We start from the raw sequence: 14,323 nt of genomic DNA, 5'->3' as shown, positions 1-14,323 counted from the left end.
CACAGCAAGATGGCAGAGGCTTTGCTATTCTGTGGCGAGATTGTCCAGATAGCTTTATTTAATCGATTCCGTTATAATCTGCGCCCAACCAAATCGTCTTCTCCTCATTACTTAAGGTAGATGCCCATGCGTCCAAACGATCGCAAGGCGGACCAAGTTCGCCCAATCAAAATTACTCGTAACTACACAGCTTACGCTGAAGGCTCAGTGTTAGTTGAGTTTGGTAACACCAAAGTGTTGTGTAATGCGACCGTTGAAGAATCTGTGCCTCGTTGGCTAAAAGGTCAAGGTAAAGGCTGGGTAACGGCTGAATACGGCATGCTACCTCGTGCGACTCACTCGCGCACTCGTCGTGAAGCGGCGAACGGTAAGCAAGGTGGTCGTACGATGGAAATCCAACGCTTGATCGCACGTAGCCTACGCGCTGTCGTTGATCTACAAGCGATGGGTGAGTTCATGATCACGGTTGACTGTGATGTTATCCAAGCAGATGGCGGTACTCGCACTGCATCTATCAGCGGCGCAAGCGTTGCAATGGCAGATGCGTTCCAACACTTAGTGGATAGCGGAAAGCTAAAAGCAAACCCAATGAAAGGTCACGTAGCGGCAGTTTCTGTTGGTTTACTAGGTGATGATGTTCTGTGTGACCTTGAGTACGTTGAAGATTCAGCGGCAGACACAGACATGAATGTAGTGATGACAGAAGAAGGCAAGATGATTGAAATTCAGGGCACCGCAGAAGGTGAACCGTTCAGTCACGAGCAGCTGATGGCTCTGCTAGAGTCGGCGAAAGTCGGCATTACGGAAATTGTCGCAGCGCAGAAGGCGGCGTTAGCCAATTGATTTTAATAGCTCCCATTATGGGGGCTATTTTTTTATCTCCGTCGTATATGAATCTACAGCGTTGTTCGCTGCGCTTTTCTACTGGAGCGCTAGTCCGACCTATTTACATAGGAAGACTATGCTCATAGGGATAGAAAAACTTGCTGCCTAGCTGTAAATCCATCTACTTAGGAGATAACGCATTAGTGTTTATTAACTGCTTGGGAATATGGATACCAAGCCTGTATTTAGAGAGAAAATAATGAAAGCATACCAGCGTGAATTTATTGAGTTTGCACTTGAGAAAGAAGTTCTTAAGTTTGGTGAGTTTACTTTGAAATCTGGCCGTAAAAGCCCGTACTTCTTTAACGCTGGTCTTTTCAATACTGGTCGTGACCTAGCGCGTCTTGGTCGTTTTTACGCTGCAGCGCTTGCGGATTCAGGCATTGAGTTTGATGTACTGTTTGGCCCTGCGTACAAAGGTATCCCAATCGCGACTACAACTGCAGTAGCGCTAGCGGATCACCACGACATCGACACGCCTTACTGCTTCAACCGTAAAGAAGCAAAAGACCACGGCGAAGGCGGCAACCTTGTAGGCTCTGCGCTTGAAGGTCGTATCATGCTAGTAGATGACGTAATCACAGCAGGTACCGCGATTCGCGAATCAATGGAAATCATCCAAGCAAACGGTGCGGACCTAGCAGGCGTGTTGGTTGCGATTGACCGTCAAGAAAAAGGCAAAGGTGAGTTGTCTGCGATTCAAGAAGTAGAGCGTGACTTTGGTTGTGCAATCATCTCAATCGTTAGCCTGACAGACCTTGTGACTTTCCTTGAAGAGAAAGGTACAGACAAAGAGCACCTAGAAGCAGTAAAAGCGTACCGCGCGGAATACGGCATTTAATTGTTCTTTCATCATTAAAGAAAAAGGGGCTGGTGGATATCCATCAGCCCCTTTCTTTTATCTTTATCACTTACTTATAGCGAATACCTTTTGGCGCAGTTTCATCAGCCATGGTCTTGTAGCGTTTGTGCAGCCACATCCACTGCTCTGGTGCGCGCAGAATAACTTCTTCTACAAAGGTGTTCATATAAGCCGCTGCCGCTACTTCGTCTTTTTTCGGATAGTCGGCTTCAATGCACTTATCAGCGATGATTTCATACTTACCATCTCCATTGCGGAAGCCAGAGCCCGGAATTATCGAGCACTTGGACGTGTAAGCCAGAATGCTGGTGCCAGTTGTAGTACAAGCGTCTTCAATTGCGAAGAAAGGGACGAATACCGATTTGTTACGACCGTAATCGTGATCCGGTAAGTAAAACAAACGTTCACCGCTGCGTAGAACACGAATCATTTGTTTAACGTCTTTGCGGTCAATGAGTTTGTTGCCGTTGTGTGTGCGTCCCCAGTACTGAATGAAGTTGTACGCTGGGTTGTTGTGCGGACGGAAAGCGCCATAGCCTGCAACACCTAACACGCCGAAAGCACGAGCGGTGATTTCAAGATTTAAAGCATGTACACAACACAGTAATACACCTTTACCTTCTGCGGCTTTCTCACGAAGTGCGACTAGGTCTTTCTCAATGATCAGAGTTTTGAAACGCCATGTCGGCCAAAACCAAGTGATACCGGTTTCGATCAGTGCCATACCGGTATTCTTGAAGTTCTCTTCAATAATGTGTTGGATCTCTTCAGGCGCTTTATCTGGAAAAGCCAGTTCAAGGTTACGTGTTGCGACATGGACACGACCTTTGCCGTAGTGCATACCGAGGTGGCCAAGTGTACGGCCTAACGACAGCAACATACGGTATGGAAGGATATTGACCACGATAGCCAAAAAGCCAAAGCCGAGCCAAACACCCCAGTTACGAGGGTGGAGAAGTGAAAGAGAAAACTCCGGCTTAGTGAATTTGTCTTTACTCATAATCTCTACTTAATTTGTGCGCTGAGAAGTGCCCAATACTCGTCAAAGTTCGCGGTTGGTTGGTATTTGAAATCACTACGAACAAAGCGGTTCAAGCTGCCTTCAACTTGTCCTAGGATTTGAGCGGCTAAAATGCGCTCTTCCACTGGGAACGATTTGCCTTCACGGATCTTACGTTCACGTAGGATCTGACGAAGCTGTGTTTCGATACGTTCAAACAGTTGGTTGATGCGATCGCGTAGGCGCTCATTTTCAAACATTAGAGCATGACCAGAAAGAATGCGTGTCAAACCTGGGTTACGTTCTGAGAATGCCAAGATAAGGTGCATTACCATACGAATGCGCTCTAGCGTGTCTTTCTCATCATCCAAAATGCGGTTGATGCGAGTCATGAGTGCTTCTTCGATGAACTCAATCAAGCCTTCAAACATGCGAGCTTTACTTGGGAAGTGGCGGTAAAGTGCCGCTTCTGAAACACCGACCTGTTTCGCCAATTTTGCCGTAGTAATGCGTGAAGCACCTTCTGTAGATTCAAGCATCTGCGCGAGAGCTTGCAAGATTTCTTCACGACGATTGGATTTTTTACTGCCGGCCATTTAGTTACTTCCTTTCAAAATACAAAGTTGAGCGGAGGGGATTATAAGACGCTCTTTGGCATCAAACTAGACCAGTGAGGAGGTAATGGGAGCTTTAACACCCTCACTTGTCATGTTTGTACCAAATTTGTGCCAGTTTTCTATGAAAAGCGAATGGCAATTACATCAATTCGTGCATTTTTTCCAAAATTCTGAAACTTAGCGCTTCTTTGGATTCTAGTGCCAACGCCTGCTCGCCTTCTGGCCAGAATAAAGTGATGGCGTTGTCGTTACTGTTAAAACCTTGGCCTTCAACAGAAACATCGTTCGCACAAATCATATCGAGGTTTTTCTTTACCAGTTTACCGCGAGCGTAGGTTTCTACGTCGTTGGTCTCTGCTGCAAAACCAACGGTGAATGGACGTTGCTCTGTCATGTTGGCGACGGTCGCTACGATATCAGGATTTTTGACCATGTTGATGGTCATCTGATCGTTGTTTTCGGTCTTTTTCAACTTTTGAGACGCCACATTTTCTGGACGGTAATCTGCTACGGCGGCGCAGCTAATGAAAGCATCGTGGTTAGGCGCGTGAGCCATTACAGCATCATGCATCTCTTGTGCACTCGCAACATTGATACGCTCAACACCTGCTGGCGTATTCAAGCTGACAGGTCCACTGACTAGCGTGACCTTCGCACCCAATTGCGCTGCGGCATTTGCTAGTGCAAAGCCCATCTTTCCTGAGCTGTGGTTAGAAATGTAACGCACTGGATCAATTGCTTCACGAGTTGGACCTGCGGTGATCAATACCGATTTTCCTGCCAACAGTTTCGGTTGGAAGAACTGCTCACATAAGCCGACAAGTTGCATTGGCTCTAGCATTCGACCAGGACCAACATCGCCACATGCTTGCTCACCGGCCGCAGGACCCCAAATGTGCATACCGCGGCGTGCCAGTGTCGCGATGTTTTCTTGAGTTGCGACATTGCGGTACATCTGTTGATTCATCGCCGGAGATACCGCTACTGGTGAATCTGTCGCAAGTACTAACGTAGTAAGCAAGTCATTACCCATGCCTGCCGACATACGTGCAATCAAATCTGCAGTTGCAGGAGCAAGAAGAACCAAATCTGCCCATTTTGCCAGTTCAATGTGACCCATCGACGCTTCTGCTGCTGGGTCTAACAAGCTATCCGACACCGGGCGTCCAGAGACTGCCTGCATGGTTAAGGGAGTAATGAACTCCTTCGCCGCTTTGGTCATCACTACTTGAACTTGCGCGCCTCTTTCTATTAGGCGACGGGTTAGCTCCGCACATTTATACGCGGCAATACCGCCACTGATGCCGAGTAGAATTTTCTTTCCTGCGAGTGTTTGCATGTGAGATCTCCAATTTTTCTGGCGACGAGTTTAGCACAACTGAATCTATCATCGCCCAAGCAAATCTGATGAGAAGCTAATCCATATCAAACTACAGAATATTAATTATTGGGATTTCTAGAGCCTCAATAATGGTTTTTTGTGTTCAAATTTTAGAGAAGAGGTCTATGCCTTTTTAGAAATCCACAGGGGAGAAAAGACGAACTGGTTGAACGCGGTACATTCTGATGGATTGCTAAATTACATAAAAAAGCTGCGGCTAACGGAAAAAACAAAAGTCAGTTTCGAATTTCTGCTTTTGTTTTGTGCAATAGGAGTTCACTAGAGAAAGAGAGCTAATGATGACCCTTAAATCCTTACCTACTGATTCTATGCCACGAGAGAAGCTGCTACACAGAGGGCCGCAAGCTTTGAGCGATGCTGAACTATTGGCGATTTTTCTTCGCACTGGCACACAAGGTATGAATGTCATCGAATTGGCTGATTTTCTTATTCAAGATTTCGGTTCACTTCGCCAGCTTTTTTCTGCAACCGAAAAAGAATTCTGCCAACACAAAGGGTTGGGACAAGCGAAATACGTGCAGTTACAAGCTGTCTTGGAAATGACGCAACGTTATTTAGCCGAAACCTTAAAGCGTGGTGATGCATTAACCAGCCCCGAACAAACTAAAATGTATCTTTCTTCTATATTGAGAGATCGACAAAGAGAGGCTTTCTACATTCTTTTCTTAGATAACCAGCATAGAGTAATAAAAGATGAGATTTTGTTTGAAGGCACACTAGATGCCGCGTCGGTTTATCCGAGAGAAGTGGTCAAGCGAGCCCTGCATCATAACGCAGCTGCTTTGATTCTGGCACACAATCACCCGTCTGGTGTTGCAGAGCCGAGCCAAGCAGACAGACGAATTACGCGACGATTAATCGATGCTTTAGCGCTGGTGGATATACGGATTTTGGACCATTTCGTTATCGGTGATGGCGAAAGCGTTTCTTTTGCAGAAAGAGGGTGGATATAACTGTGCATTTTTTAGGTTGTTAGTTGCTAAAAATCTGCTATCATCCTCGCCACTAAATTTTTAACTGAATTCAGCTTGGACTGCTAGAAAAAACCTGCTGTCTAAAAAAAGATCACGAAAACCTGTAAAAAGGATCTGTTCGGGTCTTGAGCAATGCATATCAAGTTAGTATAATGCGCGACCTTTGATAGCCTTGTATGGATTTTCCATAGCGGTTCTTAACCTCTAACTTCTTTCCGAGAAATAGAGAGGTTCGGCCACCAAGGTTGATATCGAGCTGAAACGATTTTGGAGAAGACATTCATGTCACGAGTATGCCAAGTAACTGGTAAGCGTCCAGTAACGGGTAACAACCGTTCACACGCACGAAATGCTACTAAGCGTCGTTTTCTGCCGAACCTACAAACTCATCGTTTCTGGGTAGAGAGCGAAAAACGTTTTGTTAAACTACGCCTTACTGCAAAAGGTATGCGCATCATCGACAAGAAGGGTATCGATACTGTTCTTGCTGATATCCGTGCACGTGGCGAAAACGTTTAAGAGGAAATAGGCAATGGCAAAGAAAGGCGTTCGTGAGAAAATCCGTCTAGTATCTTCAGCAGGTACTGGCCACTTCTACACAACAGATAAGAACAAGCGTAACATGCCAGGCAAATTTGAGATCAAGAAATTTGATCCAGTTGTACGCCAGCACGTTATGTACAAAGAAGCTAAAATCAAATAATTGGTTTTGTCTCTTTGACGATTTAAAAAGCCCAACTCTCGAGTTGGGCTTTTTATTACCTAAAATTCAGTAATCCTTCACTTCATCCCTTCTTTCACGTGTTTCCATACAGATGTTCTAGTCAAAATTCATACGCTTTGGTAGTTTGTTGATAACTACAGGAGATTAGGAACTGCTATGCGCGTTAGTCCGGCCCGTCGCCGTCGTTGGAACAATATTCTTATCCTAGGCATCATCGTTTTTATGGTGATCTTGAATGCGCCAACCTTGATCAAAACCTACCTTGTCGAAGAACCCGTGGATCCTTACCCCAATTTATTGCGCTCTGATCATGAAGTGAGTGCTATTTACTTCTCAGGTTGGGAATTAGAGAAACAAAATGGGCAATGGCAATCGAACATTAAAGCTAATATTCCCGTACAAGAGATTGTGACTCGTTGGCAATCTTTGGAAGGGACTGAGCTGACCTCAGAACAATACGATAATTTAAAGTCTCAGTTGTCTTCTCCAGAAAGTATTGAGATCTGGTACCAAGACTTAGAAGAACCGCAACGAGTGACCTTTTATCGGCTTGGCGACTTTTGGTTGTTTAAAAACTGGCAAGATAAATGGATTGCGATTTCTGTTGATGGCAACTACATCATGCCCAAGTAAGCCTTACGAATAACCCTTTTCAAAAGCTGTGTTTGTCTTTGTTCTTTTCGATTATGCTAGCCACCCAATATCAATGCTCTTAGCGTTTTAAGGAGAATTAAATGCCTGAATTACCAGAAGTTGAAGTAAGCCGAATGGGCATCAGTCCACACATGGTTGGCGAGACGATTGAGGCATTTGTATTCCGAACCCCGAAACTGCGTTGGGATATCCCTCAAGAGTTGAAGAAGCTAGAAGGGCAGGTGATTCGTAATATCAGTCGCCGCGCTAAGTATCTGTTGATTGAAACGGACGAAGGTACTGCGATTGTTCATTTAGGAATGTCGGGTTCACTGCGTGTGCTTGATGCTGATTTTCCTCCAGCAAAGCACGATCATGTGGATCTCAAACTTACTAATGGAAAAATACTGCGCTACAACGATCCACGCCGTTTTGGCGCATGGCTGTGGAGCGCACCAAATGAATCACATGCTGTATTAGGTCATATGGGACCAGAACCTTTGACTGAAGAGTTCAATGCTGATTACGTAGCAGAGAAAGCCAAAGGTAAGCGCGTTGCGGTTAAACAGTTCATTATGGACAATAAAGTCGTCGTCGGAGTCGGAAACATCTACGCCAACGAATCATTGTTTAAATCACGCATTCATCCCACTCGCCCTGCTGGTAAGCTAACCAAGAAAGAGTGGCAATTGCTGGTGGAGAACATTAAAGCCACGCTAGAGATCGCCATTCAGCAAGGCGGAACCACACTGAAAGACTTCGCCCAAGCAGATGGCAAACCGGGTTACTTCGCACAAGAATTATTAGTTTACGGAAAAGCCGGAGAGCCATGCCCAGAATGCGGCGAAGCTCTCCAAGAGCAAAAGATAGGTCAACGCAATACCTTCTTCTGCGGGGAATGTCAGAAGTAAAAACTTAAGAGAGGAAGGGCAAGATTACATTTGTCCTGATTTCTCGAAGTATTTCTTCGCGACTAATAATGAAATTAAACGCTCGCGTTTTTGATCTCGGAATTGAGCGACCCATGCGTGAGCATTTTTGATGACGCTTTCCGCTTCTTCTGGGTGCGCGATGTAGTACTCCATTTTCTCAATTAAATCAGAGTAGTCATCTGCAACTTCAGCATAGTGAACTCCCGCTTCGAGAAGTCCTTCCATAAACCAAGTTTCGCAAGTTGGCTTCGACATGAGCACTAGTGAATTTGAGGACATTGCCCATTTTAGGTTGGTGGCAACGTCATTTCCTTCAATGGCCAGAAGGAACTTGTAAGTAAGTTGCTCTTCTATTGACATAAACTCTTTCTCCCATGGGTTTCCATCTAGAGGTCGAGTCTGGCCAATATTGCACATTGGATGAGCATGAAATTTTTGTAACACAACCTGTCTACGTGGTTGGAATCCTACGCCACGCCAAGCCACCATATTTTTTTTGGCTTCAAATGACAATTTATCTCGAACAAAGTAAAAGTGTCGAATTGCATTTAATTTTAATATTACTGAATTGCCATTATCGTCGCTAATAGGGCGACTTTTCACAAATGTCGGCTCATCTGGGACGTGTCGAACATCACCGTTGAGGTAATGAAAAGCGAAGTTTGACGGAAAGCCTTTAATGACTTTGAGTAAGTCGAAGTAATATGTTGTCCCGCTAGTTTTCTTAAAACTACGGACTTTAGTTCCTTTATTGCCTACTTCAAATTGCTCTATGATCTTATTGTAATAGTTGACTCTAGCTTGAATATCATTTTGCTCATTCTCGTCGTATGCTCTTAGCTTTCTTTTGGCATACAGTCGAAAAAGCGAGGCAGGAATGAGCGATATTAGTGAGTTGTTGGAATAATATTTGAATTTAGTGAAACTCATTTGGCTACCTTTGTTTTGATAGCTGTATGAACACTCTTTGGCACAAATTGCTCGACATCACCGCCATGGATTGCTACTTCACGGACGATGGTAGAAGAGAGAAAAGCGTATTCTTCTGCTGGTGTCAGGAACACGCTCTCAACACCTGGTAACAGTTTGCGGTACATGCTCGTTAGGCCAAATTCGTATTCAAAGTCGACAGTTGTTCTAAGGCCGCGCACCAGTACATTTGCTTCTTGCTCACGAGCAAAATCAACCAGTAAGCCACTAAAACCAGCGGTTGATACATTGCTTAAGTGCGCTGTTGATTCTTCAACGAGTTTTACTCGTTCTTCTAGGCTAAACAGTGTTTTTTTCGAAGGACTTGCAGCGACACCGATAATAATTTGATCAAACATGTCTGCGGCACGTGTAATGATATCTAGGTGACCGTTAGTGATTGGGTCAAATGTTCCTGGGTAAATGACTTTTTTCATCGTATAACTTTCTCGTAAACATCTACGTATTGGTTAGCAGTGTAGTTGATATCAAATAACTTCAGTTTCTCTTGCCCATTGGCGATGAATTCTTGTTGAAGCTTTTCATCTTGAGCGATCTTCATTATTGCATTCGCCAACTCTTGTGCATTACCTGGTTCAACGAGTAAGCCGTTTGAATTGTGGTCGATAATGTCGGGGATACCACCTGCATTAGTACCTATAACAGGTAAACCTGCTCCCATACCTTCCAAAATGACAGAGCCCAGTCCCTCTGTGTAAGAAGGATGAACCTGCAAATCTGCCGCAGCAAACCAATCACCCATATTGCTTTGTTTGCCCTCGAAACTGATGTTAGTTAGGCCTTGCGCTTGAGACTCAAGTGCCTTTCTCTCTGAGCCATCACCTAGTAAACAAAAATAGACAAAGGGTGCGGACTTTTCTAATAGTCTTGCCGCGTCGACAGTGACATTGAAGCCTTTATGTTTCAGCATGTTTGCTCCATGTATCACTATAAATTTACCTGAGAAGCGGTCTTTAATCGCTTTTACCGTTTCAGTGTTAGCAAGGTATGTCACCGGTGAACTTGGGATTTTGTAGGTTACTGAAGTTGGGTAAGCGTCTTTCACTCTCTGAACTATTTCAGTACTTAAACCCACCACAGCGGAGGCTTTTGAATAGGCTAAGTTTGCCAACCATTTCTTTTTCAATGCGTTGTCGATTCGGCGAGTGACAATATATGGTTTGTCGTAGAGCATATGTTGGATCAGAGCCCAATAAATGGCACGTCCTTCATGCACATGGATCAGAGCACAATCCTTAGTGATAGATTTTGAGTGTGCTTTGGTAAAGTGGTTCGCTAATACCACTTTAACGCCCAACGCTTTTACCGCATCGGCGAAAGGGCTCTTAGGGTTTGCAACAACTGTCAGTTGATAGCCGAGCTTTACTTGTTGCTTAATGAGTTGCAGCGTCTGATTCTCGCCACCATGGTATCCAGAAGCTAAGTTAACGTGGCAAATGTTCATGTTATTGCTCTTTATTATGTTTTTTGACGTAATCACGCAGCCACAGGTCTGCATAGCGAGTAAAGGTTGTATTTGCACTTAGTACAGCAAGTAAAAAACCATGTCGACCATCTAAGAAGCCACGTTTGATAATATACATTTTGAAGAAACGGAAGAAGCCATGGGTAAATGCGCTAAAAAGTGAGGCTGATTTTTTACCTTCACGCTGGTCTGCCCAAGATTGCATGTACAGTTGGGTTTTTCGCGTGTACTCGCCAAGCTTTTCATAAGTAAAATGCTTCAAACGGCCATTTAACGAAACTACTTTAAAGCCATCGGGAATAACAACGCTTTCATGAACTAATGCGTCGTTATATTTCGTTTCTGATGTTTTGTATAAACGTACAACCCAATCAGGTGACCAACCTGAGTAACGAATCTCTTTTGCAAAGGCTGTCGTCAGTCGGTTCACACGATAAATGTTTTTATCGCAGTGTTGGCTGATTGCGTTGAGTATGTCTTGGCGTAATTCATCGGTAACACGCTCATCCGCATCCAACCAAAGCACGAAATCCGATTCCACATAGTCTTGAGCAAGTTGGCGTTGTTTGCCAAACCCAGGCCATTCTAAATTTGTATAAAACTTATCAGTATACTGCCTAGCGATTTCTTCAGTGGTATCAGTGCTACCTGAATCTAGAAGAACAATCTCATCGACCCAATCTTTTACTGTGTCTAGACAAGCTTTCAGGTGCTTCTCTTCATTTTTTACGATCAACGCGACGGCTAAGGTAGATTTAGACAAGGTAGTTTCCTTCTTAAACAATCTTCTACAGGTATAATTTACTGATATTGTGGATACAAATCTTCTACGACTTGCTCGAACATAGCGACGACACGGTCGCTTGTAATGCGGTTCATTGCGGCTTCATCCTTTGCTCGGGTTCGCCAACTTAATTCTTGGCTAGTCTTTCCTGTTTCTGCAAGAATCACTTCTTCATATACAGATACGGCATACTTTAAAAAGCGATAAGGGCCTACTCGAATGGGATTGTGATGGGCATATAAACCAATAATCGGTGTGTTCATTGCACTCGCCATGTGGGCTGGGCCAGTATCTGGTGCTATCACCATCTGTACAGTATCAATTAAAGCTAGCATTTGTAGGATGGAGCTTTCTCCTACTAAGTTTAAACAAGGTTCACGCAACAAAGCTTGAATCTCATTTGCTAGGTCAACTTCCACCTTTGCAGGACTGCCCGCTAGTATGACATTCCAGCCTTTCTCTCGCGCATGATTAATGACATCCACATAACCCTTCGCGTTCCAGTTCTTGTAGGCTTTACTTGCTCCGGGAACCAATAACAAGTTTGGTTGCACCGTACCTAGTTTTGCCTTAGCCCAAGTACTATCCTCTTCTGAGTAAGATAAAGACCAAGATAGTTCCGATTGAGGTACTCCAATCTGATTGGCAAACGCCATTAAACCATCCGCAACATGCAAAGAGCTTGGTGAAGGGACTTTGACATTGGTGAACAAAGTTTGAAAGTCTTGGCTACGGTCAGAAGAGAAACCAAGTTTGTATTTCGCTTTAATACCCAACGTCGCCACGCTCGCTCGAATGGCATATTGCATATGAAGCAAGGCATCAAACTCGCGTCCTTTGAGTTGCTTCCACAATGACTTGTAGCCATCAAGTCCTGCTTTTTTATCAAAAACAATCACTTCAACGTCATCTATCGCTTGTAGCAATTGAGCTTCAAGTTTGCCAGTAATCCAAGTGATATGGGTCTCAGGCCATTGTTTTTGAATCGCTTGAACCGTCGCGATAGTATTGCAAACGTCACCAATTGCAGATAAACGCAATATACAGAGTGAAGAAGGGGCAGAAGTGAACATAGTTATTGTCTGATCAGATAAATAGATGCAGGTAAATTATGCAGACATCCCCAATAAATGTAAAATACACCGCTTCTATACTGAGCACTGACGAGTCTTCGCAATGTCAAATAGCCAACAACATCAATCTCCAAATTCGGGTAAACCTGGAAACACTGGTTTAAAGCGCATCATCAAAGCTACGGGATATTCTGCGAAAGGCTTAAGGGCGGCGTTTAAACACGAAGCAGCGATTAGACAAGAGCTTGTGATGCTAGCCATTGCTATCGTTTTGGTGTGTGTTTTTGACTTGAGTGTCATAGAACGCATTTTGATGCTTGGTGTCGTCGTTCTTGTTTTGATTGTTGAGTTGATCAATTCCGCGATAGAGGCGGTAGTGGATCGCGTAGGCGTCGAACATCATGAATTGAGTGGGCGAGCAAAAGATATAGGGTCAGCGGCAGTTATGGTGGCATTAGCGTTCGCTGGATTCACATGGCTGTATATCTTGCTTAGTCTTTATCTCTAGATCACTTTAGCTGTGGGTATTAAAGATATGATTCAAACTTCACAACAAGGTAATTGCACGATTTGGTTTGATGATGAAATCATTTCAGACCCAACATTGCCATTGTTTGATGCCGGCTATTGGCAAGAACAAGGTAAAATCTTGGGCAGTGCTTCTGGTCGGGGTACTACCTGGTTTGTTCAACTAGACTCTATGCAAGCTGCCCTTCGACATTATCGCCGAGGTGGTCTATTCGGCAAACTTGTGAAAGACCAATACTGGTTTTCTGGTTGGGAACAAACTCGTAGTGCTCAGGAGTTAAACCTTTTGCAGATTTTGATAGATGCCGGCGTTAATGTTCCTCGCCCGATTGCCGCGCGAGCAGTTAAAACAGGTTTGATTTACCAAGCGGATCTTCTCAGCGAAAGAATCCCAAATGCCAGAGACTTGGTCAGTATTTTGCAAGAAAAACCATTACCGAAAGTGATGTACCAAAAGATTGGGCAAGAAATTGCCAAGATGCATAAAGTTAATGTGAACCATACCGACTTGAACATTCATAACATCTTAATTGATGATCAAGACAAGGTCTGGATTATCGACTTTGATAAGTGCTTTTCATCTACAGATACTAAGGTTTCTAAAGAGAATTTAGAGCGACTATTGCGCTCATTTAAGAAAGAAAAAGGTAAATGCGCGATTGCGTGGAGCCTCCAAGACTTTGACTGTTTGCTAAGCGGTTACCACCAAAGTAATAAAGGATAGAGAATGCGTACGTTTGTGATTAGTTTGGAAAGCGCAGTTGAGCGCCGCGCGCATATCGAAGCTCAATTTGCTGGTGTAGAGCAAGACTTTGAGTTTTTTGATGCAATAGATGGACGTAAAGGCGAGCATCCTCTGTTTAGCAAGTACAACGTTGAGAAAAGACTTAGAGTGAAAGGCTATGGAATGACGCCAGGTGAATTGGGGTGCTTCGCCAGTCACTATTTGCTTTGGGAAAAGTGCCTAGAGTTAAATGAGCCGATAGTTGTCATTGAGGATGATGCTCAACTAGAAGAATGTTTTGATGATTCGATGAAAAACATCAACGAGCTCCAACCATATGGTTATGTTCGTTTATTTGTTAATGGACGCAAACGGCCATTCGTCAAAATTGGTTCATATAGATCTCATGATGTCGTCGAGTATTTACGAGGCCCAGGCGCAACTCGATCTTACTTCGTCACTCCAATGGCTGCAAAAAGGTTCATTGAATCTGCTCAAGAATGGCTACTGCCTGTTGATGATTACATGGACCAGTTTTGGTCAAATGAAGTTTCATGCCGAGGCATAATGCCAGGTATCGTTAAGAATGAAACAGATTTTGATTCTAGTGTCGGTAAGCTCGAGAAGAGTAATAAAATGAATCGATTTACGCGGGAGTTGTATTCTATTCAGTGTGCTCTTTGGCGTAAATGGTATTTATTTCGAAACCCACCGAAGAAGGTCGAATAGT

The 14,323-nt window shown here is 44.0% G+C and carries 18 protein-coding genes; 10 read left to right on the top strand and 8 right to left on the bottom strand.

What is annotated here, in order from left to right:
• The first annotated feature begins 126 nt into the window (after positions 1-126).
• Both rph and pyrE read left to right on the top strand, forming a co-directional pair.
• Positions 127-843 carry a ribonuclease PH gene (gene rph / locus VJL_RS07620; protein ID WP_005430192.1) on the top strand — a complete coding sequence of 239 codons (717 nt, stop codon included), beginning with the start codon at positions 127-129 and terminating at the stop codon, positions 841-843.
• A 241-nt stretch (positions 844-1,084) separates the two neighbouring features.
• Positions 1,085-1,726 carry an orotate phosphoribosyltransferase gene (pyrE, locus tag VJL_RS07615; RefSeq protein ID WP_005379384.1) on the top strand — a complete coding sequence of 214 codons (642 nt, stop codon included), beginning with the start codon at positions 1,085-1,087 and terminating at the stop codon, positions 1,724-1,726.
• Positions 1,727-1,796: 70 nt separating this feature from the next.
• Here the strand turns inward: pyrE and VJL_RS07610 are convergent, their stop codons facing one another.
• From VJL_RS07610 to coaBC, 3 genes are all read right to left on the bottom strand, one after another.
• The gene (locus VJL_RS07610) at positions 1,797-2,747 is read right to left on the bottom strand and encodes a Kdo(2)-lipid IV(A) acyltransferase (RefSeq protein ID WP_038876951.1); all 951 of its coding nucleotides are present in this window, start codon (positions 2,745-2,747) and stop codon (positions 1,797-1,799) included.
• Positions 2,748-2,752: 5 nt separating this feature from the next.
• Positions 2,753-3,343, bottom strand: coding sequence for a nucleoid occlusion factor SlmA (gene slmA, locus VJL_RS07605; RefSeq protein WP_005434407.1), 591 nt, complete (start codon positions 3,341-3,343; stop codon positions 2,753-2,755).
• A 160-nt stretch (positions 3,344-3,503) separates the two neighbouring features.
• Positions 3,504-4,703, bottom strand: coding sequence for a bifunctional phosphopantothenoylcysteine decarboxylase/phosphopantothenate--cysteine ligase CoaBC (gene coaBC / locus VJL_RS07600; RefSeq protein WP_038876947.1), 1,200 nt, complete (start codon positions 4,701-4,703; stop codon positions 3,504-3,506).
• A gap of 341 nt (positions 4,704-5,044) precedes the next feature.
• Here coaBC and radC point away from each other — a divergent pair, with 341 nt between their 5' ends.
• From radC to mutM, 5 genes are all read left to right on the top strand, one after another.
• Positions 5,045-5,719: a RadC family protein gene (gene radC / locus VJL_RS07595; RefSeq protein ID WP_038877097.1), complete on the top strand. Its 675-nt coding sequence runs from the start codon at positions 5,045-5,047 to the stop codon at positions 5,717-5,719.
• Between the two features lie 303 nt (positions 5,720-6,022).
• Positions 6,023-6,259: a 50S ribosomal protein L28 gene (gene rpmB / locus VJL_RS07590; protein ID WP_005467944.1), complete on the top strand. Its 237-nt coding sequence runs from the start codon at positions 6,023-6,025 to the stop codon at positions 6,257-6,259.
• Positions 6,260-6,272: 13 nt separating this feature from the next.
• Complete coding sequence (gene rpmG / locus VJL_RS07585; RefSeq protein WP_004410866.1) at positions 6,273-6,443, top strand: 50S ribosomal protein L33; 171 nt, start codon at positions 6,273-6,275, stop codon at positions 6,441-6,443.
• Positions 6,444-6,620: 177 nt separating this feature from the next.
• Positions 6,621-7,097, top strand: a complete 477-nt coding sequence (locus VJL_RS07580) for a hypothetical protein (RefSeq protein WP_038864824.1) — start codon at positions 6,621-6,623, stop codon at positions 7,095-7,097.
• 101 nt (positions 7,098-7,198) lie between these two features.
• The gene (mutM, locus tag VJL_RS07575; protein ID WP_038876943.1) at positions 7,199-8,008 is read left to right on the top strand and encodes a bifunctional DNA-formamidopyrimidine glycosylase/DNA-(apurinic or apyrimidinic site) lyase; all 810 of its coding nucleotides are present in this window, start codon (positions 7,199-7,201) and stop codon (positions 8,006-8,008) included.
• A gap of 24 nt (positions 8,009-8,032) precedes the next feature.
• On the opposite strand, the gene VJL_RS07570 is transcribed toward mutM, so the two are convergent.
• The 5 genes from VJL_RS07570 to VJL_RS07550 are packed head-to-tail and all read right to left on the bottom strand — an operon-like array spanning position 8,033 to position 12,341.
• A complete protein-coding gene (locus tag VJL_RS07570; RefSeq protein ID WP_038876941.1) occupies positions 8,033-8,959 on the bottom strand; it encodes a glycosyl transferase family 90 in 927 nt (308 codons plus the stop codon).
• Complete coding sequence (gene coaD / locus VJL_RS07565) at positions 8,956-9,435, bottom strand: pantetheine-phosphate adenylyltransferase (protein WP_038876940.1); 480 nt, start codon at positions 9,433-9,435, stop codon at positions 8,956-8,958. The genes VJL_RS07570 and coaD overlap by 4 nt, the downstream gene beginning before the upstream one ends.
• A complete protein-coding gene (locus VJL_RS07560) occupies positions 9,432-10,463 on the bottom strand; it encodes a glycosyltransferase family 4 protein (RefSeq protein WP_038876937.1) in 1,032 nt (343 codons plus the stop codon). The genes coaD and VJL_RS07560 overlap by 4 nt, the downstream gene beginning before the upstream one ends.
• A gap of 1 nt (position 10,464) precedes the next feature.
• Positions 10,465-11,247, bottom strand: a complete 783-nt coding sequence (locus VJL_RS07555) for a glycosyltransferase family 2 protein (protein WP_038876934.1) — start codon at positions 11,245-11,247, stop codon at positions 10,465-10,467.
• Positions 11,248-11,285: 38 nt separating this feature from the next.
• Positions 11,286-12,341 (bottom strand): glycosyltransferase family 9 protein, encoded by a 1,056-nt coding sequence (locus VJL_RS07550; RefSeq protein WP_038876931.1) that lies wholly within the window; start codon positions 12,339-12,341, stop codon positions 11,286-11,288.
• A gap of 103 nt (positions 12,342-12,444) precedes the next feature.
• Between VJL_RS07550 and VJL_RS07545 the strand changes: the two genes are divergently transcribed.
• From VJL_RS07545 to VJL_RS07535, 3 genes are read left to right on the top strand one after another with little or no spacing between them, the layout of a single operon-like run.
• Positions 12,445-12,849: a diacylglycerol kinase gene (locus VJL_RS07545; protein ID WP_020195869.1), complete on the top strand. Its 405-nt coding sequence runs from the start codon at positions 12,445-12,447 to the stop codon at positions 12,847-12,849.
• 27 nt (positions 12,850-12,876) lie between these two features.
• Entirely contained in the window at positions 12,877-13,593 is a 717-nt protein-coding gene (locus VJL_RS07540; RefSeq protein ID WP_038876927.1) for a 3-deoxy-D-manno-octulosonic acid kinase, read from the top strand.
• A gap of 3 nt (positions 13,594-13,596) precedes the next feature.
• The gene (locus VJL_RS07535) at positions 13,597-14,322 is read left to right on the top strand and encodes a glycosyltransferase family 25 protein (RefSeq protein WP_038876926.1); all 726 of its coding nucleotides are present in this window, start codon (positions 13,597-13,599) and stop codon (positions 14,320-14,322) included.
• Position 14,323: the final 1 nt, after the last annotated feature.

The sequence above is a fragment of the Vibrio jasicida CAIM 1864 = LMG 25398 genome, assembly GCF_000400365.1.
Lineage (GTDB): Bacteria > Pseudomonadota > Gammaproteobacteria > Enterobacterales > Vibrionaceae > Vibrio > Vibrio jasicida.
Note: the sequence above shows the minus strand (reverse complement) of the source record. Positions and strands in the feature narration are given on the sequence as shown.

Excerpts from the sequence above, each read along its gene's own strand:
- rph (WP_005430192.1), top strand. The coding sequence starts at position 127 with ATGCGTCCAAACGATCGCAAGGCGGACCAAGTTCGCCCAATCAAAATT.
- pyrE (WP_005379384.1), top strand. The coding sequence starts at position 1,085 with ATGAAAGCATACCAGCGTGAATTTATTGAGTTTGCACTTGAGAAAGAA.
- VJL_RS07610 (WP_038876951.1), bottom strand. The coding sequence starts at position 2,747 with ATGAGTAAAGACAAATTCACTAAGCCGGAGTTTTCTCTTTCACTTCTC.
- slmA (WP_005434407.1), bottom strand. The coding sequence starts at position 3,343 with ATGGCCGGCAGTAAAAAATCCAATCGTCGTGAAGAAATCTTGCAAGCT.
- coaBC (WP_038876947.1), bottom strand. The coding sequence starts at position 4,703 with ATGCAAACACTCGCAGGAAAGAAAATTCTACTCGGCATCAGTGGCGGT.
- radC (WP_038877097.1), top strand. The coding sequence starts at position 5,045 with ATGACCCTTAAATCCTTACCTACTGATTCTATGCCACGAGAGAAGCTG.
- rpmB (WP_005467944.1), top strand. The coding sequence starts at position 6,023 with ATGTCACGAGTATGCCAAGTAACTGGTAAGCGTCCAGTAACGGGTAAC.
- rpmG (WP_004410866.1), top strand. The coding sequence starts at position 6,273 with ATGGCAAAGAAAGGCGTTCGTGAGAAAATCCGTCTAGTATCTTCAGCA.
- VJL_RS07580 (WP_038864824.1), top strand. The coding sequence starts at position 6,621 with ATGCGCGTTAGTCCGGCCCGTCGCCGTCGTTGGAACAATATTCTTATC.
- mutM (WP_038876943.1), top strand. The coding sequence starts at position 7,199 with ATGCCTGAATTACCAGAAGTTGAAGTAAGCCGAATGGGCATCAGTCCA.
- VJL_RS07570 (WP_038876941.1), bottom strand. The coding sequence starts at position 8,959 with ATGAGTTTCACTAAATTCAAATATTATTCCAACAACTCACTAATATCG.
- coaD (WP_038876940.1), bottom strand. The coding sequence starts at position 9,435 with ATGAAAAAAGTCATTTACCCAGGAACATTTGACCCAATCACTAACGGT.
- VJL_RS07560 (WP_038876937.1), bottom strand. The coding sequence starts at position 10,463 with ATGAACATTTGCCACGTTAACTTAGCTTCTGGATACCATGGTGGCGAG.
- VJL_RS07550 (WP_038876931.1), bottom strand. The coding sequence starts at position 12,341 with ATGTTCACTTCTGCCCCTTCTTCACTCTGTATATTGCGTTTATCTGCA.
- VJL_RS07545 (WP_020195869.1), top strand. The coding sequence starts at position 12,445 with ATGTCAAATAGCCAACAACATCAATCTCCAAATTCGGGTAAACCTGGA.
- VJL_RS07540 (WP_038876927.1), top strand. The coding sequence starts at position 12,877 with ATGATTCAAACTTCACAACAAGGTAATTGCACGATTTGGTTTGATGAT.
- VJL_RS07535 (WP_038876926.1), top strand. The coding sequence starts at position 13,597 with ATGCGTACGTTTGTGATTAGTTTGGAAAGCGCAGTTGAGCGCCGCGCG.